Source organism: Herbaspirillum huttiense, assembly GCF_047300815.1.
GTDB classification, from domain to species: domain Bacteria; phylum Pseudomonadota; class Gammaproteobacteria; order Burkholderiales; family Burkholderiaceae_D; genus Herbaspirillum; species Herbaspirillum huttiense_A.
Map to the genome: position 1 here is coordinate 5,099,982 of NZ_CP178608.1, position 18,682 is coordinate 5,118,663.

The window sequence follows — 18,682 nt, forward strand, 5'->3', positions numbered from 1 at the left end:
GTGCTTATCCCTTCAGGAAGGCCAGCAGGTCTTCATTGATCTGGTCCTTGTGGGTGGCGCACAGGGCGTGCGGGGCGCCGCCATAGATCTTCAGTTGGGCGCCCGGCACCATCTCGGCCACCAGCTTGCCGGTGGTCTGGAAGGGGACGATCTGGTCGTCGTCACCGTGGATGACCAGGGTCGGGAAATTGAATTTCTTGATGTCTTCACGGAAATCGGTACCGGAGAAGGCCGTCACGCAATCCAGCGTGCCCTTGAGCGAAGCCAGCATGGCGATGTTGAAGGTCTGGGCCAATACGCCGGCGCTGACCGCATCGGCCTTGCCCGGACGATTGGTGCCGAAGAAGACGGCGGCGAAATCGCTGATGAATTGCGCGCGGTCCTTGAGCAGGCCCTCATTGATGCCGGCAAAGACCTCGGCCGGCACACCCTGCGGGAAGTCCGGCGCCTGGCCGAAGATCGGGGTCACCGCGCCCAGCAGCGCGGCCTTGGCCACGCGCTTGCTGCCGTGGCGGCCGATGTAGCGGGCCACGTCGCCGCCGCCCATGGAGAAGCCGACCAGGGTGGCGCCCTGCAGGTCCAGCTTGTCCATCAGCTCGGCCAGGTCATCGGCGAAGGTATCGTAGTTGTAACCGGTCCAGGGCTGGCTGGAACGGCCGAAGCCACGGCGATCGTAGGCGATGACGCGATAGCCGCGCTCGGCCAGGAAGTTCATCTGGTATTCCCACATGTCGCCATCCAGCGGCCAGCCGTGGCCGAAGACGACCGGTTGGCCGCTGCCCCAGTCCTTGTAATAAATTTCAGTGCCGTCGCGGGTAGTGATGGTGCTCATGGTGTGACTCCTTGTGAGATGGTGTGGAGAGGCAGTGCAGCCAGGCTGCATGCAGGGACAGCAACCGCCCTGCGGATGGCAGGGCGGCCTGACAACGATGGGACTGCAAGAAAGACCGCCGTTAATCGGCTGGATTCCTACGGCTGAGCCGGGCCATTGCCCAGGCGCCACTGGCCGGGCCCGCACAGCGCGATGGCCGTGAAGATCACCAGCAGCAGCCAGCCGAACTGGCCTTCGGCGATGCTCCAGCCCGGATGCACCGCCAGCATGGCCACCAGCAGCACGCCGATGATGGGCAGGCAGGCCAGGCGGGTGAATACGCCCAGGGCAATCAGGACCGGGCACAGCGCTTCGGCCAGGATGGCGGACCAGAGCGATACCGTCGGGCCCAGGCCAAAGGGATCCTCGATGACGGTCAGCTCATGCGCGTAATGCATGAGCTTGGGCAAGCCATGCACGTAAAACAGCATGAAGCTGCCCGCTACCCGCAGGAACAGCAAACCCAGGTCCAGGGGCGGGACCGGAAAACCGGTGCGGCGGGTGGGATGGTGCGCTTGCATGGTCGCTCCCGCTCAGAACGCGAAGCAGCTGCAACCCAACGCGCCCCAGAAACCGGCGAAGTTGGACACCGGAACGCTGGACTTGCGCGCCACGTCATGGGAGTGGCCATGCACGCCGCACGAACCCACGCAGGCGTGCGGCAGCGCGGTCTTCTTCTGGCGTGCGGCTCCCGACTTGGCAACGGCGCGATAGTGTCCCGGCACCTTGGCCACCGGCGACCAGTCGGGCAAGACCGGGATCTCGCCCGGGCCATGCGAGGAGAACGGACCGGCGCCATAGACCACCTTGCCATCGACCACGGTCATGACCGATTCGATGGCCTTGATGTCGTCTTCATGCACGCTGAAGAAGTCCGCCGACAGCACGGCCAGGTCGGCCAGCTGGCCGGCCTGGATGCGGCCCTTCTTGGCCTGTTCGCTGGAGAACCAGGCACTGCCTGCGGTCCACAGTTCCAGTGCAGTCTCGCGCGGCAAACGGCCTGCCGTGCCATAGAGCTTGGTGCCGCCCACGGTGCGTCCCGACACCAGCCAGTACAGTGCGGTCCAGGGGTTGTAGCTGGCCACGCGGGTGGCGTCGGTGCCGGCGCCGACGGGCACGCCCATCTCCAGCATCTTGGCCACCGGCGGCGTATATTCGGCCGCCTCGGCGCCGTAGCGGTCGATGAAGTATTCGCCCTGGAAGGCCATGCGATGCTGGATGGCAATGCCGCCGCCCAGTGCCTTGACGCGCTCGATGTTGCGCACGGTGATGGTCTCGGCGTGGTCGAACATCCAGTGCAGACCGTCGAAGGGGATGTCGCGGTTGACCTTCTCGAACACGTCCAGCATGCGCGAGATCGACTCGTCATAGGTGGCGTGCAGGCGGAACGGCCAGCGGTTCGAGACCAGGTGGCGCACCACGCGCTCGAGTTCGTCTTCCATGCCTGCGGCCAGATCGGGACGCGGCTCCAGGAAATCTTCGAAGTCGGCCGCCGAGAACACCAGCATTTCACCGGCGCCGTTATGGCGCAGGAAATCGTCCCCGTCACCGGGCTTGACCATGCCGGTCCACTTCTGGAAGTCGGCCAGCTCGGCGCCCTTGCTCTGGGTGAACAGGTTGTAGGCAATGCGGATGGTCAGTTGGCCGTCGGCGGCGAGCTTGTTGATGATCTGGTAGTCGTCCGGATAGTTCTGGAAACCGCCGCCGGCATCGATGGCGCTGGTCACGCCCAGGCGGTTCAGCTCGCGCATGAACTGGCGGGTCGAATTGACCTGGTACTCCTGCGGCAGGGTCGGGCCCTTGGCCAGGGTGGCATACAGGATCATGGCGTTGGGACGGGCGATGAGCATCCCGGTCGGATTGCCCGAGGCGTCGCGCACGATCTCGCCGCCCGGCGGGTTGGGCGTGTCCTTGGTGTAGCCCACTGCTTGCAGCGCGGCGCGATTGAGCAGCGCACGGTCATACAGGTGCAGCACGAAGACCGGGGTATCGGGCGCGGCCGCGTTCAATTCTTCCAGGGTGGGCATGCGCTTTTCAGCGAACTGGAATTCGGTCCAGCCGCCCACCACGCGCACCCATTGCGGATGCGGGGTACGCGCGGCCTGGTCCTTCAACATGCGCAGGGCATCGGCCAGCGAAGGCACGCCTTCCCAGCGCAGTTCCAGGTTGTAGTTCAGGCCGCCACGGATGAGGTGCAGGTGGGAGTCATTGAGGCCAGGAATGACGGTGCGTCCGCCCAGGTCGATGACCTGGGTGGTGGCTTGCTTCAGACGCATCACGTCGGCGGCGCTGCCGACTTCAATGAATTTGCCGCCGCCGATGGCGACTGCCTCGGCGATGGGGTTTTGCTTGTCGACGGTATGGATCTTGCCGTTCAACAAAATCAGGTCAGGGGTCACGCTGGCTGCGGTGGTCATGGAGGCTCCGGGCATGGGCTAGAACGATGAAGAGGGCGGATTGCGCAAGTAGTGGCGTCGCCAGGGGCGAACCGAAACCCATCTCATGCGCTTTTGTTGGTGATGGCAGTGTGCAAAAACGCGCTGCCAGCGTCTAGCTATACGAAAAGATAATGGCAGCACCCTGCCCGCTTGCCTATGATCGCTTCCGGCAGCCTCACTCCCCTGCCGCGCCGCTGCGCGCCGCCTCTCCCCGGCCACCGCAGCGGCTGACGTCTCCCACACACACTCCACCTACGGAACCATCATGACCACCAATAGCAAACTCGATGTGCTGACCCCCACCAACTCCCAGCTGATCCTCATCGACCAACAGCCGCAAATGGCCTTCGGCGTGCAATCGATCGACCGCCAGGTTCTCAAGAACAACGTCGTCGCCCTGGCCAAGTCGGCCAAGGTGTTCAACATCCCGACCATCATCACCACCGTGGAAACCCAGGGCTTCTCCGGCTACACCTATCCGGAACTGCTGTCGGTCTTCCCCGATCACGACATCCTGGAACGCACCTCCATGAACTCCTGGGATGACCAGAAGGTGCGCGACGCCCTCAAGGCCAACGGCAAGAAGAAGGTGGTCGTGGCCGGCCTGTGGACCGAAGTCTGCAACAACAGCTTCGCCCTGTGCGCCATGGCCGAAGGCGACTACGAGATCTACATGGTGGCCGACGCCTCCGGCGGCACCTCCAAGGAAGCCCACGACTACGCCATGCAGCGCATGATCCAGGCCGGCGTCATCCCCGTGACCTGGCAGCAGGTGATGCTGGAATGGCAGCGTGACTGGGCCCGCAAGGAAACCTACAACGCCGTCATGGACATCGTGCGTGAACACTCGGGCGCCTACGGCATGGGCGTGGACTACGCCTACACCATGGTGCACAAGGCCGAGCAGCGCCCGCACGGCAACCAGAAGACCCTGGCACCGGTGCCGGCCAAGTAAGCCACCCCGGTCATCGACGCCGCCGCGCTCCTGCCATGCATCGGCCGGGCGCGGCGTTGTCCCATCTTCACGAGGAGCCGGGCCATGTCCGCTTATCTGATTTCCCTGGGCGCAGGCATCCTGATCGGTGTCGTCTACGCGCTCTTCAAGGTGCGCTCCCCGGCGCCACCGGGCATTGCCCTGATCGGCCTGTTGGGCATGGTGCTGGCCGAGCGCCTGGTCAATGGCCTCGGCCCCCTGCTGGGCCACTGATGCTGGAGCATGCATGAAACCCTACCTGATTTCCCTCCTGATGGGCCTGCTGGCCGGCCTGATCTACGCGGCCCTGCACGTGCAGTCACCGGCGCCGCCCATCATCGCCCTGCTCGGCTTGCTGGGCATGTTGATCGGCGAGCAACTGGTGCCCGTCGTGCGCCGCAAGCTGGCCGGTGAACCGCTCACCGCATCGTGGTTCCACCGCGAGTGCATGCCCAAGATCACCGGCACGCCACCGCCGGACGCCCAATAAGCCACCTGGCAGACGATGATGAGCGAAGGGGAGAACACGCCACCATCCCACCGCACCATCGCGGTGATCGATGACGATCTCGGGGTCCGCGCGGCCTTGTGCAACCTGCTGGATTCGGCGGGGTACCGCCATTGCAGTTTCGACTGCGGCGAGGACTTTGTCACCAGCACCTGCCTGCCGGTGGCCGCTTGCGCCATCGTGGACCTGAAGCTGCCAGGGATGAGCGGCTTCGAACTGGCCGAGCAATTGCGCCTGCTGCGCCCGGAGCTGCCGGTCCTGTTCATCTCGGCGCAAGCCGCAGTGCTGGAGCGCCAGCGCGCCACCAGCATGGGCTTCACACTGCTGGCCAAGCCGGTCGATGCCGATACCCTCTTGGTGCTGCTGACGGCTACCCTGCTCTACGGACCACCGTAACGCCCACCCGGCTCGCCAATACGGCACAATGCGGCCTTGAACTCACCATCCTTGCCAGGAGACTCCCTTGCCGTCCGACCCGCGTCTTTCCGATGACGACGACGCCCTGCTGCACACCTTGTGCGACTTGTCGGCGCTGCTTGATCCCATCCTGCTGCAACCCGCCATCACCCGTGCACTGTGCCAGCTCGGCGGTGCGCGACGCTGCCTGCTGCTGCGCCATGAGGCGGGCCTGGCACTGATCCAGGCTGAGGCGCAGCATGATGGCTTGCAAGTCAGCAACAGCCAGCGCTACTGCATCGCCCAGCACGCGGATTTGCAGACGGCCGGGCTCACCCTGGCGCTGAGCCACCGTGGCCAGGCGCTCGGCGAGCTGCTGCTGTATTACCACGATGCCCCCAGCGCGGCCATGCTGCGGCGCGTACAGCATCTGGCTGCCCACGCCGCAGTGGCGCTGTCCAATGCCGCCGAGCATGCCCGGGCGCTGCTGGAAAAGGAACAACTACTTGCGGCCGAACGCGAACTGCGCACCAGCCAGGAACTGCTCAAGCAAGGCGAGCGCTTCAACCATACCGGCAGCATGCGCTACCTGGTGCGTGAAGACCTGATGTTCTGCTCCGACGAACTGTGCCGCATCTATGGCCTGCCGCCGGGACGCAAGTGCATCACCTATGACGAATTCGCCGCCATCATGCATCCCGATGACCGGGTCGAAGTGATCGAGACCGTCAATGCCGCCGTCGCCATGGGAGGCACCATTCGCGTGGAACACCGCATCTGCCGCCAGGATACGGGCGAGGTGCGCTACCTGTCAGGGATCGGCAAGCCGGTATGGATGGATGGCACCTTCATCGAATACATGGGCACGGCCACCGACATCACCGTGCGCCGCCAGGCCGAGTATGCAATCCGCGCGGCCCAGGTGGATATGGAAAGGGTGGCGCGCGCCAATACGGTAGGCCAGCTGACGGCGTCCATCGCCCACGAGATCAACCAGCCCCTGATGTCCATCGTCTCCAATGCCGGGGCCAGCCTGCGCTGGCTGAACCGGCCCGAACCCGAGCTGGAGCACGCACGTGCCAGCCTGCGCGACATCATCAGCGAGGGCCAGCGCGCCGGCGGCATCATCAGCAGCCTGCAGAATCTCACCCGCAATCGCGCAGCCCAGTTCGAGCGATTGAACCTGCACGCGCTGATCCGCCATACCCTGATGCTCTCGCGCAGCGAGCTGGAGCAACGCGAAGTCACGCTCACGCTGTCCCTGGGACCGTCCGCCGTCCATGTACTGGGTGATACGGTGCAATTGCAGCAGGTGCTGCTGAACCTGGTGGTCAACGCCATCGATGCCTTGGCGGCGGTCCCCGAAAATGCCCGCACGCTCATCATCAGTGCCACCTGCTGCAATGAGGAGCGGGTGGAAGTGCAGGTGCGGGACAGCGGCGAGGGCATCTCGGCCGAGGCCATGCCGCGCATCTTCGACGCCTTCTATACCACCAAGGAAAACGGCATGGGCATGGGCCTGGCGATCTGCCGTTCCATCATCGAGACCCATCGCGGAAGATTGCGTGTGACCGCCGCCGTGCCGCAAGGCAGCGTGTTCAGCTTCGACCTGCCGCGCGTGCCCTGAAGGGCGCCGTTCAGCCCAGCCGGCGGCGCCAGGCGCCGGGCGCACTGCCGACGATCTGGGAGAACACGCGGCTGAAGTGACTCTGGTCGTAGAAATCGCAGGCCACTGCAATTTCCGCCAGTGAGAGCGAGGTATGGCGCAGGTATTCGCGCGCCATCTCCACGCGCTGGGTCATGAGCCATTGATGGGGGGTGTGGCCGGTCGTGGCCTTGAATGCCCGCAGGAAATAACTGGCCGACATGTTGCATTCGCGCGCGATCTCCGGGAGGGACACCTGGTCCCGGCCCTTCTGCAACAGCATCTGCTTGGCGCGCTCCTCATGCACGCGTGACAGGCGCACGTTGCCCGGGGCCGGCAAGCCGGCACCGCCATAGCGCCGCAGCAGATGGGTGCCCATGGCCAGGCCGATCTGGTCGACGAAGAGTTGACTGTCGGCATCGGCCAGCGCCAGGGCCGGGGCCAACGCCGCCGCCAGATGCGCCAGTACCGCATCATCCTGGCCGGTGACGGTGGCAAGCCCGCTGACCTTGCGTGCACGCAGATCATCGTTGACCGTGGCAAACCACGACAGCGGCAACTCCACCAGCAGGAAATCGAAGGGGCCCTGCAAGTCGGCCCGATATTCTTCGGAAAAATCGCGGGTGTAGACGGCGCCGCGTCCGAAATCGAACTGCGCGCCCTGGCGCCCGCGGAAGATGCTGCGGCGATGCTGCTGCGCCATCGAGATGCCCACCAGGAAGCCCCGGTCGGAGGCCGGTGTGTAGACCTGCGAGACTTCGCGGCTCTCGACCCGCTTGCGATAGAAGCTGAACTGGCTGCCCTGCAGTTCCTGGCTCTGTTTGAGGCTGGTAGCCGAGCAGCCCAGTGAATCACTGCGGGCGGCGAGCATGGCGGGAGCGGACAGGGCATTCATGGGTGGCCTCGATCAGATCGACAAGTCCGGAAAGGGTGTGCGGCAGCCCTCTGTCCGGATTCTACACAGCCGCGCGCCCTTGTGGACGAGAACAGCGCGCCCTCGTTGCCCGGGCTCATGATTGCTTGCGGGCAGCTTCAGCCAGCATGGCCTGGCCGAGCTCTTCATGGCCACGCTCGACCAAGGTCTGGCCGGCGCCTTGGATGTCACGTATTTCCTTGTTCTGGCTCAACTTGCGCTTGCCTTCCAGGCGGGTGATCTCGATCTCGATACCGACGATGGCCTTGAGCAGCGTGTCGGTGTAATCAGCCGGGGCATCGGACATCTTCCAGGGCTTGGCCTCGCCGGCCTCGTGGGTGCGTGTCAGACGCGCCACCACGCCGCGCAGGTAGCGCTCGTCATCGCGGATGGTGACACGGCCATGGGCATGCGCCACGCTGTAGTTCCAGGTCGGCACCTGGCGATGGGCCTCGTGCTTGCTGGGATACCAGCTCGGCGAGATGTAGGCGTTGCCCGCCGAGAACACCACCAGCACCGCATCGCCATCGGCCAGTTCGCGCCACAGCGCATTGGCGCGCGCCACGTGCAGATGCAGCGTGCCCAGCGCGCCCTGGGCGGTATCGAGGTGGCAGGGAAGGTGGTTGGCATCGAGCCCGCCGGCGGTGTGCGAGACCAGCACACCGAAGGGATAATCGGTGATCAACTGATGCAGGCTGGCAATATCCTGATCGGCGAAATGCGCTGGAATGTACATGGCATGATCGTCCGCTGAGTTTGGTAGCGAACTATTCTATCGCATCCACTGCATCCGGGCGTAAAAGTTGTGGCCGGCGTTGCAGCCAGCCACATCTCGCGTCATCGCCGTCAACGCGCCTGAGCCGCCTGGCCGCTGACCGGCATGGCCGAGCTGGGCAGACCGAAGACGCGATCAAAGCCGAGGTTGAACAGGTAGGTGTAGATCATGAAGAAGACGATCAGCCCGAAGTCCAGTACCAGTGCCTCCCACAGGCTGATGCCCAGCCACCAGGCGAACAGCGGCACCAGCATCACCACCAGGCCGCCTTCGAAGCCCAGGGCGTGGGCGGCCCGGCGCGCGAAGTTGCGGCCGCGGCGCGGCTGGCGTGCTTCCCAGCGTTCGAAGAGACCGTTGAAGACGAAATTCCACACGAAGGCAATGGTCGACGAGGCCACTGCGGCGGCCGATGCATGGCCACTGTCATGGCCTGCGAACACGCTCAGCCCGACCGTGGTGAAAATGATGGCCAGCCCCTCGAAGAGGCAGGCATAGACCAGCTTGCGTTTGAATCCTTGCATGATGTGCTCCTGAAGACTGCGGCGGGCCGGTACTGGCCGCGCGATGGAAAGCATTCTATGATGAAGTTTTTGATGAATGAAGTCGGCTTCTTTCAGTTTTTCTGACAGCTCAGTGAGCCGCTTTGCATGAGGAACAGCGATGGCATTCTCCAGTGACAACGTGCGGGTCTTCCTGGCCGTGCTCGACAGTGGTTCATTTTCTGCAGCGGCGCGCCAGCTGGGCCGCGTGCCCTCTTCGGTCAGCATGACCATCAGCCAGCTGGAGGCCGAACTCGACCTGGTGCTGTTCGACCGCACCGCGCGCGACGCCCGCCCCACCGAGCTGGCGCGTGCGCTGGAGCCGGATGCGCGCCTGCTGGCCAGTACCCTGCGCCAGCTCGACGCCCATGCCCTGGCCATGCACCAGGGACTGGAACGCAAGCTCACGCTGGCGGTGGCACCGGAGCTGCTGTCGGTGCCTTGGGCCAAGCCGCTGGCGGTGCTGGCCCAGGAGTTTCCCTCGCTGGAGGTGGAAGTGCTGTCCTCGCCCCAGGCCGACGCCATGCGCATGCTCTATGACGATACGGCGCAGCTGGCGCTGGTCTTCGAGCGCCATGCCGGCAATGACCGCGAGGCCTTCCAGGAATTCAGCAGCGAAATGATGGTGGCGGTGATCGCGCCGGACCATCCGGCACGGCTGCGCAAGAAGCGCAAGCTGCGCTATGAGGACCTGTACGACATCCGCCAGATTGCCGTGGCCAGCCGCGATGCCAGCATCTCGGACCCGCGCTTCTTCCTGGCGCGCCACCTCTGGCGCACCGACAATCACCTGGCCACGCTGTCACTGGTACGGGAGGGACTGGGCTGGGCTTACCTGCCGCACAGCCTGGTGCAGGCGCAGATCGAAGCCGGCACGCTGGTGGTCATCGATTTCGACAACATCAGCAATCAGCAGCGCATGTGGGTGGATGTGGTGTGGAACAAGGACCGGCCGCTGGGGCTGGGGGCGCAGCGTTTCATCGCGCTCATGCGCGATATGGCGCCGAGCCGGCGCAAGCGCAAATGAATGTCAAAAAGTAAGGATAGACCTCATACACTTCTACTTGTTAAACGCACCCACGTTGCCTCCTATCACTGTTCCATCTAATGAAAAATATCTTTTCTTGAACGAGAACGCCCGCTTAAAATACTCGACAGGAAGTAGGTTCACATAGCGCATCACGGGGGTGTTGGCGCTGAGAAATTGAATGCAAGAACCTCTTCCCACCAAGTTGATTCGCAAGCATTGGGCACTCCACTTCAGTTTGAAATTTCTGTCAGCCGTTGACCGCCATAGTCACGCGACTGCATGGCTTGTCCGAATGAATGAACGCATAGGGGGAACAGACATGAAACGCCTGATAGGTCTTTCTTGCGCAGTTCTGCTCGGCATCTCATCAGGCGCTCACAGCGCTCCAGACGAAACGCTCCGGCAGGCGTTGGTCCAGGAGGTTCTGGATCAGCTCTTTATTGAGCTGGCCAGAAATGAGGGCTTCATCGTCCTGAAAAATAAAGGCGATAACGCGGCGCAGCTTGGTACTACTTATCTTGTCTCCCAACAAGAGGCTGCTTGCCTCGACGACCTCGATGTCGCGACCAGGCAGGGAAGACCGGTGCAAATCAGCCGCTACTACGAATTTTCCGACTACTCAGCAAAATCGACCACCCTGCAATGGAAGCAAATCCTTGTTAGCAATTTCTTGGGAACGCAGGCAGAAGCGGCCATCGCCGCCAGATACCAAGGGACCCGCGCAGACGTGTCAGCTGCGCTGCACACCTTCAAGGCCAGTCGCGCACAGATGATGTTTGCCTACCGGGAATTCCAGAGACTGAATACAACCCGGGAGGCAAAGGCGGCCCTGCAAAAGCAAGGAGTCTCTAAGGCCGCCGACCTTCCGGAAGGAGAAATCGGCATCCTCATTCCTTACGCTCAATTGATCATTCAGAAGTTTGAAGCTGACATCTCCAGCATCGACGAGAAAAATATGAGCTTCGCCGCACAATTCCTGCGAATGTTCTCCCTCGGTTTGGAGAATGACAGGAGCAGAACGGAAATCGTCAAAGTCAGGCTGCCTACCAATGCTGTGATCGGATTCCGGGCCGACAAGCTTTTCGTTCCCAAGACTTGCAGCAAGTAGAACTCATTCATCAATAGTCGGGAGTGGCATTTCAGTATCCCACTGGCCTCTACAGACCGAGCGCATTCGATTTATATCGTTACACAAACTCTAGGAGTAGCTCGCCATGAATTTTTTACCTCGCTTTCAACGCGGTATTGCTTTGTGCATCTCGGCTACGATGACGTGGAGCGCCTACGCTGGGCAGTGCGGCTTTTCTGCCGTATTTCAACAGAAGGACGAACAAGGCACCCGCACGGTCGAAGTATTTCGGGGCAATCCCGTGGCTGCCCTCAACAATAGTCGCCCACTTCTGTTCATCACTTCGCTGAAGGTCAATACCGATGGAACCAGGATTTCATATCACCAAGATGACGTGACGGGGCGGCGCTGCGAAACCGATCCCGCCGCGGTCCCTTGCGCCATCAACGACATTCGTAACGCATTCATCGATCCCAAACGTCCTTTGGCCGATTTTGAGGCGCTCAGAGATGCCGGCTATCCTTTACCAAAAACATGGAAGGTATTGAGCGCTGACATCATTGAGAAAAATAAGGCTACAGGAAAGCCATGCATTTCGCCTGACGGCTATCTGGTCTCCATGACAAGCGACGTAGCCATCCCGGGAGGCTTCGCGCAGCAAGGCGATTGCAATCAGGCGAAATGGATCGACGCGCTAACCATTCCTGCCTTGGTACTACCGAAGAAAAGCCGCTTCTTCACATTCGGCGTGAGCAAGCGCAGCACAGTCATTGCAATCTCTCCCTCGCAAACAGGCCATATCGTGCCAGGTATCGTTGGTGATCTCGGCCCTGTTGATGAACTCGGCGAAGCCAGCGTCGCCATGAACCGCGCACTCAATGGATTGCCGCAGGGCGAGCTACCCAAGCACAGAGCCGACGCCAACACCCGATTCCAGACAGCCAAGACCGCCATCCTGATTTTCCCTGAACAGCAAGCCATCCTGGCGCGCCCCATCACAGCCAGCCGTGTTGCCGAAAACGGCACCAAACTCCTCCAGCAGTTTGGTGGAGCAGAAAAAATCTATGCCTGCATCAAACAAGAAATTGATCCCAGTTTCTGACATCCTCCCTTAGGAACTTCTGGCGGCCTGGATGGCAACTCATCATTTCAGGGTATCGTCTTGGCCAACCCTTTGGCTGCCAGCAACTGCACCAGCAACTGATCACGCTCGGCGGCGATGTCGCCAGAAGTCTTCCCGCTCATCTGCTCTTCTACCCCTGCGCGAATCTGTGCCTTGAGCGCGTCGGTGATGGAAGGCGTCCCCAGGTCGGCCCACCAGCTTTCGATGGGCGGCCCCAGGTGATCGAGCATGTGGCCGATGCCACCCTCCCCGCCTGACATGTGCAAATTGAGATAAGGCCCCATCAAGGCCCAGCGCAGGCCGGGGCCGTAGGCGATGGCCGTATCGATGTCTTCGGTGCTGGCCACGCCCTGTTCGACCAGGTGGAAGGCCTCGCGCCACAGGGCCGCCTGCAGGCGATTGGCGATATGCCCCTTGACCTCCTTGCGGACATGAATGGCCTTCTTGCCGATGGCGGTATAGAAGTCCAGCGCAGCCTGCACCGCCTCGGGCGAACTCTGCGCGCCGCCGATCACTTCCACCAGCGGGATCAGGTGCGGCGGATTGAAGGGATGGCCCAGCACCACCCGGCCGGGATGGCGGCAGGCGGCCTGCACCTTGCTCATCAGCAGGCCCGATGAACTCGATGCCAGTACCACGCGGGCCGGCAGGGCAGCGTCCATGCGCCGGAAGAGTTCGATCTTGAGGTCTTCGCGCTCGGGGCCGTTCTCCTGCACGAAGTCCGCACCGTCAATAGCCTCTTCCAGCGAGGCGCAGAAGCGCAGCCGCTCCGGGGAAGCGCCCGGCGCCAGCCCCAGCAGCTCCAGGCTGGGCCAGTGGCGCGCCACGGCGGCACGCAGCTTGGCTTCTGCCTCCGGCATCGGGTCGGTGGCCGTCACTTCCAGCCCCCGCGCCAGGAAATAGGCGGCCCAACTGGCACCGATCACGCCGGTACCCACCACCGCCACCCGGCGCACTTCCTGTTGACCGGACTGGCTGCCGCTTGCTGATGCTTGCATCTGTGTCTCCTCGTTCGTTGGCTTCAGTGAAGCCGGGTCCATTTTCAATATTCTTGGTAAATCTCGATTTTATTCGAGGTTTTAGCGCGAGATTTGCGCAGGCATTCGGCTACGATTGGCATCAAAGCACATAAACAAACTCCCGGATATGAATCGGGATCAACTCCGGGTCACCCCATGTTTCTCTATCTTCCTTTCCTGCTGGCCTTCCTGACCGTTTTCGGGATTGCGCTCGGCTGGAAATCAATAAGCAACAAGCTATGGTTGGCAAGCACCCTCGCCACGCTGTGGTGGTTCAGCCAAACCGCCCAGGGTCCCCTGGGCTTCCTCCTGTGATGGCGCCGTCTCATGGACCGTTCCGTCGTCTTCACACCGCGCGACCCTGTCCTGCCGGGCGGGGTCTTCCTCAATTGCCTGTGCCTGCTGGCCATCAGTGGCTGCCTGGGCCTGCTGCTGTACCTGCAGGAGGGGCTGCAGCTGCCGCCCGCCCCGCTGCGCCAGCTGCAGTGCACCGGCGTCATCCTGACCGGCATCGGCTTCCTGCGCAACCTGCGCTTCGGGATCAAGAGCGCGCACTATGGCGTAGCCCTGGTGGGCGCGCTGCTGACCGGGCTGCTGGCCTTGCGCCAGATCTCGCTGGAAGCCCTGGCCGGCCAGACGCCTACGGGGCCGCTGTTGCAGGGCATGCACCTGCATACCTGGGCAGCCCTGTTCTCACTGGCGGCCATGGTCACCATTGCGGCCCTGCTCGGCGTCAAGAGCGCCGAATATCCGGCGACCCTGCTGTTGCTGCAGACCGCAGAAAAAGAAGATGAACTGCGCCGCATCCCCTGGGGCAGGATAGGCGTCAGTGCCATCTTCCTGCTGCTGGTGGGCGCGCACCTGCTGGCCAGCCTCGACGACTGCAACCGGGCGCGCTGCGCCGGGGGCCTGCTGGATCAACTGATGCTGCCATCGCTACAGCAACCCGCTGCCCGATGAAAAAAAACGGCGCACCCTGCCGCAGGCAAGGGTGCGCCGGTCAATGACGGCTCAAGACTATCGTGGCCCGCACGCCCACCGCGCGTGCCGGGCCAGGGTGCTACAGGGGCATCAGAAGCGGTGCTGCATGCCCAGGGTCATGCCGAACTGGCTGTTGCCGAAGCCCACATCATCACGCGAGAGACCCACCAGCTGGTTGTTCTTGGCCTTGGCATAGGCCGTGCTCAGGTACAGGTCGGTGCGCTTGGACATCGCGTACTTCAGGCGCAGCGAGTACATGATGGGATCGGCATCGTTGGCCACGTTCTTGATGTTCTGGTAGTAGATCGCACCGATGACGCTCATGGCCGGGGTGAACTTCCAGGTCACGCCGCCCCAGAAGAAATCGCTGCGCTGGTCAGCCGCGCCGGTAGCCAGGGTCTTCTTGTAGTAGCGGTAGCCGAGGTTGAACTTCCAGGCATCCGAGAGCTGGTAGCCGGCAGCCAGGTGGGCGCTGGTGGCGCGGTCATAGGGAGTGTTGGTGGCGGTGGCGCTGTTGTTGCGGTCATAGGTGGCCGCCACGCTGAACGGGCCCGAACCCCAACCCAGGCCGACGCCGTACTTGGCGCCGTTGCGGGTCTCGCCGGCCACTTCGCCGAAGCCGTACATGGCACCGACCTTCACGCCCGCGAATTCGCCCTGGTACTTGACCAGGTTGGACACGCCGGTGGGCATGCCATCCTTGCGGCCACCGGTGGCACCGGCCGAGGTCACCCAGGAATAGTTGGCCGAGTAGCCCATCGGGTCAAACGGCAGGATCAGGTCATAGGTGGTGGAGAAGGAACGGCCCACGACCACGCGGCCGAAGCCGCCTTCCAGGCCGACGTTGGACTGGCGGTTGAAGAGCTGGTTGGCATCGCCGTCGAGGCCGCCGTTGTCCAGCTTGAAGCCGTTCTCCAGCTGGAATACGGCTTTGAGGCCACCGCCCAGGTCTTCCGTGCCACGAAAACCGATGCGCGAGGTGTTCATCGTGCCCGAGCTCAGGCGCACCAGGCTGTTGCCGGCGGCGTTGGCATTGGTGACATATTCCACGCCCGAATCGATCAGGCCATAGATGGTGACGGAAGTCTGCGCCTGGACCGAAGTCGTGGCGCACGCGGCGAATGCTGCCAGCATGCTGGCAGCGAGGTGATTTCTTTGCACTGAGGTCTCCTTGATGGAAAGCGTTGGATAGCGTCGGCACGGCGTTCTGTGCGACGTCTTCTGGTCATCCACCCGGCGTCATGATGATCTTTTCCCGGGTGTGCGAGATGAGAGCGGATGGCCCTCCCCGCTGGTTTTCATCGATGCGATGAATCGTCAAAAAACTAAGTTTTCCTGAACGGGAAACTTAGAACTCCCGTTCGGCCGCCTTAGTTTTTCAGAATGCCCACAGAGCCTGTTCCGGCAGCGACAGCCAGTATTCGCCCTGGTCCAGGCGCTGCGGTGCATAGGCGCGCAGGCCCACCGAACCGGCCGGTCCGCCCTCGACCTTGAACAGGCATTCCCAGCGGTCGCCCAGGTACATGCAGGTCGACAGCGGCAGGCGAATCGCATTGCCGGTCTGCTCACCCGAGATGCGCACCTGCTCGACCCGGATGATGCCGGTGAGCTGCTCGCCGGGCTTGGCGTCCTCGCGTCCGCGCAGGGTCGCCACCGCCGTGCCGCCATCGAGCTTGACGGTCACGCGCTCGCCCTCGCGGCTGACCACCTCGGCGGCCAGCTTGTTGTTGCTGCCCATGAATTCGGCGGTAAACAGGGTATTGGGGGTCTGGTACATGCTCTGCGGCGTGCCCTGCTGTTCGATGCGGCCATTGTTGAGCAGCAGGATGCGATCCGAGATGGCCATGGCCTCGCCCTGGTCGTGGGTCACCATCAGTGCCGACAGGCCCAGGCGCACGATCAGTTCGCGCAGGAAGGCGCGCGCTTCCTCGCGCAGCTTGGCGTCGAGGTTGGAGAGCGGTTCGTCCAGCAGGATCACCTGCGGGTTGTAGACCAGCGCACGGGCGATGGCCACGCGCTGCTGCTGGCCGCCGGAGAGCTGGTGCGGATAGCGTTCGCCCAGGTGGCCCAGGCCCAGCTGCGACAGCACCTCCTTGACGCGCTTGGCGATCTCGGCCGAGGGCGTCTTGCGCAGCTTGAGGCCATAGGCGACGTTGTCGGCCACGGTCTTGTGCGGCCACAGCGCATAGGACTGGAACACCAGGCCCAGGTTGCGCTCTTCGGCCGGCATCTCGAAGTTGCGTGCGCCATCAAACACGCGGCGGGTGCCGATGTCGATGGTGCCGGCCTTGGGCGACTCCAGCCCGGCCACCGCGCGCAGCAGCGTGGTCTTGCCGCTGCCGGAAGGGCCCAGCAGCGCCACCACTTCGCCGCGCTGCAGTTGCATGGAAACACCCTTCAGGATGGGGTTGGCGGAGGCGCCGGTACCATAGTCCAGGTGCAGGTCGTTGACGGAAAGTTCAGTCATGATGATTCCTCAGGATGCTCTTGCTGTATCGGGAGGCCGGCACCCTTGGTACCGGCCATGCTATCGGTGCAGGTCAGTCGTGCAGCTTGACGCCGAAGCGCAGCGCAATGCCCAGGCCCACGGCCACCAGCGTGATGTTGATGAAGGACAGCGCCGCCACCAGTTCCACTGCGCCGGCGGCCCACATGGAGACGATCATCGAGCCGATCACCTCGGTACCGGGCGAGAGCAGGTAGACGCCGGTGGAGTACTCGCGCTCGAAGATCAGGAACACCATCAGCCAGGCGCCCACCAGGCCGTAGCGCACCAGCGGAATGGTGACGTCGCGGGTAACGCGGGAGCGCGAGGCACCCACCGCGCGGGCGGCTTCTTCCAGTTCCGGGCCGACCTGCAGCAGGGCGGTGTTGATCAGGCGCAGGCCGTAGGCCATCCACACCACCGAGTAAGCCAGCCAGACCGAGAAGATGGTCGAGCGCAGGCCGCGCAGGGCGGGGATGAAGCTGTCCACCAGCCACAGGGCGATGGGGTTGTCGATGCCCTTCAAGGCCGAGTCCAGCAGCGAGGGCACGAACAGGAACACCCACAGGAAGGACAGACCGGCCAGCAGGCCCGGCACCGCACGCGGCACCAGCACGCTGTAGTCGAGGAAGCGGGTCACGCCATCCTGCTTGCGGTGCATGGCCAGGGCGATGGCGGTATAGCAGGCCACGGCGAGGGCGCCGCCGATCACGCCGATCAGCACGGTGTTGATGATGCCGCGCACCAACGAGGGTTGATCCCAGACGTTCAGCAGGTTCTCGAAGGTCAGCACGTCCAGCAGGTTGACGCCATCGCCCCAGTGCGAGACGAAGGTGCGCAGGCCGATGCCCGAGAGCGGGATGATGACCGTGAAGAGCAGCCAGCCGGCGATGAGGGTGAAGGCCACCCAGCGCCACTTGCCCAGCGGCAGCGCCTTCTGGCGCGCGCCCTTGCCCTTGATGGCGACGAACTTGTTGGCCGAGCGCAGCAGCCAGCGCTGCAGCATCACCAGCGGCATGGTCACCGCCACCAGGCACACGGCCACCGCCGCCATCAGGTGATACGACGGCGTGCCCAGCTTGTTGGTGAGCTTGTAGAGATAGGTCGGCAGGACCAGGTGGCCTTCCGGATCGCCCAGCACCAGCACCAGGCCGAACACTTCAAAGCCGAGGAAGAACACCAGCACGCCGGAATACGCCAGCGCCGGGGTGATCATCGGCAGCGAGACGTTGAGCGCGACCTGCAGCGGCGAGGCGCCGGCCACGCGGGCCGCTTCTTCCACATCCGAACCGAGGCTACGCAGGGCGGCCGAGGCATACAGGTAGACGTGCGGCACATGGGTCAGGCCGGCGATGATGACGATGCTGGTGAAGGAATAGATGTTCCACGGGTCGCCCTCGAAGCCGAACACCGACAGCAGGTTCTTGACCCACACCGTGTAGAAGCCGACCGGCCCCATCGAGACCACGTAGCCGAAGCCGATCACCATGGGCGAGACGAAGATGGGCACCATCAGTGCCGGAGCGATGAAGCTGCGGCCCGGCAGGTCGGTACGCACCATCAGGAAGGCCAGCATGCCGCCCAGCGGCACGGCGATCAAGGCCAGGCCGGTGGCCAGCGTCAAGCCATTGACGAAGGCCTGGCGGAAGTCCGGATCATCGAAGATGAAGCGATAGGAATCGAAGGTCAGCGTCTTGACGGGGGCAAAGAACGGCGCCGACAGGAAGCTTTGATAGAAGATCAGCAGCAGCGGCACGAAGATGGCCAGGGCTGCCAGCAGCACGACCAGGCCGCGCGGCCAGTTCAGCCGGAAACGGCGGGCCGGCAGGGCTTGATCGCTGCGCGGTAGCGTTGTGGTGGTTTGCATGGTGCGCCTCATGAGTGGGCAGATGGATCAGGACAGTCAGGACGGCCGCA

At 63.3% G+C, this 18,682-nt stretch carries 20 protein-coding genes; 10 read left to right on the top strand and 10 right to left on the bottom strand.

Features of this window, described 5'->3' with window-relative positions; genetic code table 11:
• Positions 1-4: 4 nt before the first annotated feature.
• From ACLRDN_RS23375 to ACLRDN_RS23385, 3 genes are all read right to left on the bottom strand, one after another.
• Positions 5-832, bottom strand: a complete 828-nt coding sequence (locus ACLRDN_RS23375; RefSeq protein ID WP_413458216.1) for an alpha/beta fold hydrolase — start codon at positions 830-832, stop codon at positions 5-7.
• Between the two features lie 137 nt (positions 833-969).
• On the bottom strand, positions 970-1,392 hold the full coding sequence (locus ACLRDN_RS23380) for a DoxX family protein (RefSeq protein ID WP_413458217.1): 423 nt from the start codon (positions 1,390-1,392) through the stop codon (positions 970-972).
• A gap of 12 nt (positions 1,393-1,404) precedes the next feature.
• The gene (locus ACLRDN_RS23385) at positions 1,405-3,288 is read right to left on the bottom strand and encodes an amidohydrolase (protein WP_413458218.1); all 1,884 of its coding nucleotides are present in this window, start codon (positions 3,286-3,288) and stop codon (positions 1,405-1,407) included.
• Between the two features lie 286 nt (positions 3,289-3,574).
• On the opposite strand from ACLRDN_RS23385, the gene ACLRDN_RS23390 reads away from it, so the two are divergent.
• From ACLRDN_RS23390 to ACLRDN_RS23410, 5 genes are all read left to right on the top strand, one after another.
• A complete protein-coding gene (locus tag ACLRDN_RS23390) occupies positions 3,575-4,264 on the top strand; it encodes a hydrolase (protein ID WP_413458219.1) in 690 nt (229 codons plus the stop codon).
• 84 nt (positions 4,265-4,348) lie between these two features.
• Positions 4,349-4,516, top strand: a complete 168-nt coding sequence (locus ACLRDN_RS23395; protein ID WP_083859654.1) for a DUF1427 family protein — start codon at positions 4,349-4,351, stop codon at positions 4,514-4,516.
• A 13-nt stretch (positions 4,517-4,529) separates the two neighbouring features.
• Positions 4,530-4,772 carry a DUF1427 family protein gene (locus ACLRDN_RS23400; RefSeq protein WP_413458220.1) on the top strand — a complete coding sequence of 81 codons (243 nt, stop codon included), beginning with the start codon at positions 4,530-4,532 and terminating at the stop codon, positions 4,770-4,772.
• A gap of 18 nt (positions 4,773-4,790) precedes the next feature.
• On the top strand, positions 4,791-5,186 hold the full coding sequence (locus ACLRDN_RS23405; RefSeq protein WP_413458221.1) for a response regulator transcription factor: 396 nt from the start codon (positions 4,791-4,793) through the stop codon (positions 5,184-5,186).
• Between the two features lie 67 nt (positions 5,187-5,253).
• The gene (locus tag ACLRDN_RS23410) at positions 5,254-6,813 is read left to right on the top strand and encodes a sensor histidine kinase (RefSeq protein WP_413458222.1); all 1,560 of its coding nucleotides are present in this window, start codon (positions 5,254-5,256) and stop codon (positions 6,811-6,813) included.
• Between the two features lie 10 nt (positions 6,814-6,823).
• Here the strand turns inward: ACLRDN_RS23410 and ACLRDN_RS23415 are convergent, their stop codons facing one another.
• From ACLRDN_RS23415 to ACLRDN_RS23425, 3 genes are all read right to left on the bottom strand, one after another.
• Positions 6,824-7,726, bottom strand: coding sequence for a helix-turn-helix transcriptional regulator (locus ACLRDN_RS23415; protein WP_413458223.1), 903 nt, complete (start codon positions 7,724-7,726; stop codon positions 6,824-6,826).
• Between the two features lie 115 nt (positions 7,727-7,841).
• Complete coding sequence (locus ACLRDN_RS23420; RefSeq protein WP_413458224.1) at positions 7,842-8,480, bottom strand: FMN-binding negative transcriptional regulator; 639 nt, start codon at positions 8,478-8,480, stop codon at positions 7,842-7,844.
• 110 nt (positions 8,481-8,590) lie between these two features.
• Positions 8,591-9,040 carry a PACE efflux transporter gene (locus tag ACLRDN_RS23425; RefSeq protein WP_413458225.1) on the bottom strand — a complete coding sequence of 150 codons (450 nt, stop codon included), beginning with the start codon at positions 9,038-9,040 and terminating at the stop codon, positions 8,591-8,593.
• A gap of 139 nt (positions 9,041-9,179) precedes the next feature.
• On the opposite strand from ACLRDN_RS23425, the gene ACLRDN_RS23430 reads away from it, so the two are divergent.
• From ACLRDN_RS23430 to ACLRDN_RS23440, 3 genes are all read left to right on the top strand, one after another.
• The gene (locus ACLRDN_RS23430; RefSeq protein ID WP_088756613.1) at positions 9,180-10,085 is read left to right on the top strand and encodes a LysR family transcriptional regulator; all 906 of its coding nucleotides are present in this window, start codon (positions 9,180-9,182) and stop codon (positions 10,083-10,085) included.
• Between the two features lie 322 nt (positions 10,086-10,407).
• Positions 10,408-11,196 (top strand): hypothetical protein, encoded by a 789-nt coding sequence (locus ACLRDN_RS23435; RefSeq protein ID WP_413458226.1) that lies wholly within the window; start codon positions 10,408-10,410, stop codon positions 11,194-11,196.
• Positions 11,197-11,302: 106 nt separating this feature from the next.
• A complete protein-coding gene (locus ACLRDN_RS23440) occupies positions 11,303-12,259 on the top strand; it encodes a hypothetical protein (protein ID WP_413458227.1) in 957 nt (318 codons plus the stop codon).
• A gap of 47 nt (positions 12,260-12,306) precedes the next feature.
• Here ACLRDN_RS23440 and ACLRDN_RS23445 read toward each other — a convergent pair whose 3' ends face one another.
• Positions 12,307-13,278 (bottom strand): 3-hydroxyacyl-CoA dehydrogenase NAD-binding domain-containing protein, encoded by a 972-nt coding sequence (locus ACLRDN_RS23445; protein ID WP_413458228.1) that lies wholly within the window; start codon positions 13,276-13,278, stop codon positions 12,307-12,309.
• A gap of 177 nt (positions 13,279-13,455) precedes the next feature.
• Here ACLRDN_RS23445 and ACLRDN_RS23450 point away from each other — a divergent pair, with 177 nt between their 5' ends.
• Positions 13,456-13,614, top strand: a complete 159-nt coding sequence (locus tag ACLRDN_RS23450) for a hypothetical protein (protein WP_413458229.1) — start codon at positions 13,456-13,458, stop codon at positions 13,612-13,614.
• A gap of 12 nt (positions 13,615-13,626) precedes the next feature.
• The gene (locus ACLRDN_RS23455; protein WP_413458230.1) at positions 13,627-14,259 is read left to right on the top strand and encodes a hypothetical protein; all 633 of its coding nucleotides are present in this window, start codon (positions 13,627-13,629) and stop codon (positions 14,257-14,259) included.
• A gap of 111 nt (positions 14,260-14,370) precedes the next feature.
• Here the strand turns inward: ACLRDN_RS23455 and ACLRDN_RS23460 are convergent, their stop codons facing one another.
• From ACLRDN_RS23460 to ACLRDN_RS23470, 3 genes are all read right to left on the bottom strand, one after another.
• A complete protein-coding gene (locus tag ACLRDN_RS23460; RefSeq protein ID WP_413458231.1) occupies positions 14,371-15,441 on the bottom strand; it encodes a porin in 1,071 nt (356 codons plus the stop codon).
• Between the two features lie 217 nt (positions 15,442-15,658).
• Positions 15,659-16,747: an ABC transporter ATP-binding protein gene (locus tag ACLRDN_RS23465; protein WP_413458232.1), complete on the bottom strand. Its 1,089-nt coding sequence runs from the start codon at positions 16,745-16,747 to the stop codon at positions 15,659-15,661.
• Positions 16,748-16,820: 73 nt separating this feature from the next.
• Positions 16,821-18,632, bottom strand: a complete 1,812-nt coding sequence (locus tag ACLRDN_RS23470) for an ABC transporter permease (RefSeq protein WP_413458233.1) — start codon at positions 18,630-18,632, stop codon at positions 16,821-16,823.
• Between the last annotated feature and the right edge of the window lie 50 nt (positions 18,633-18,682).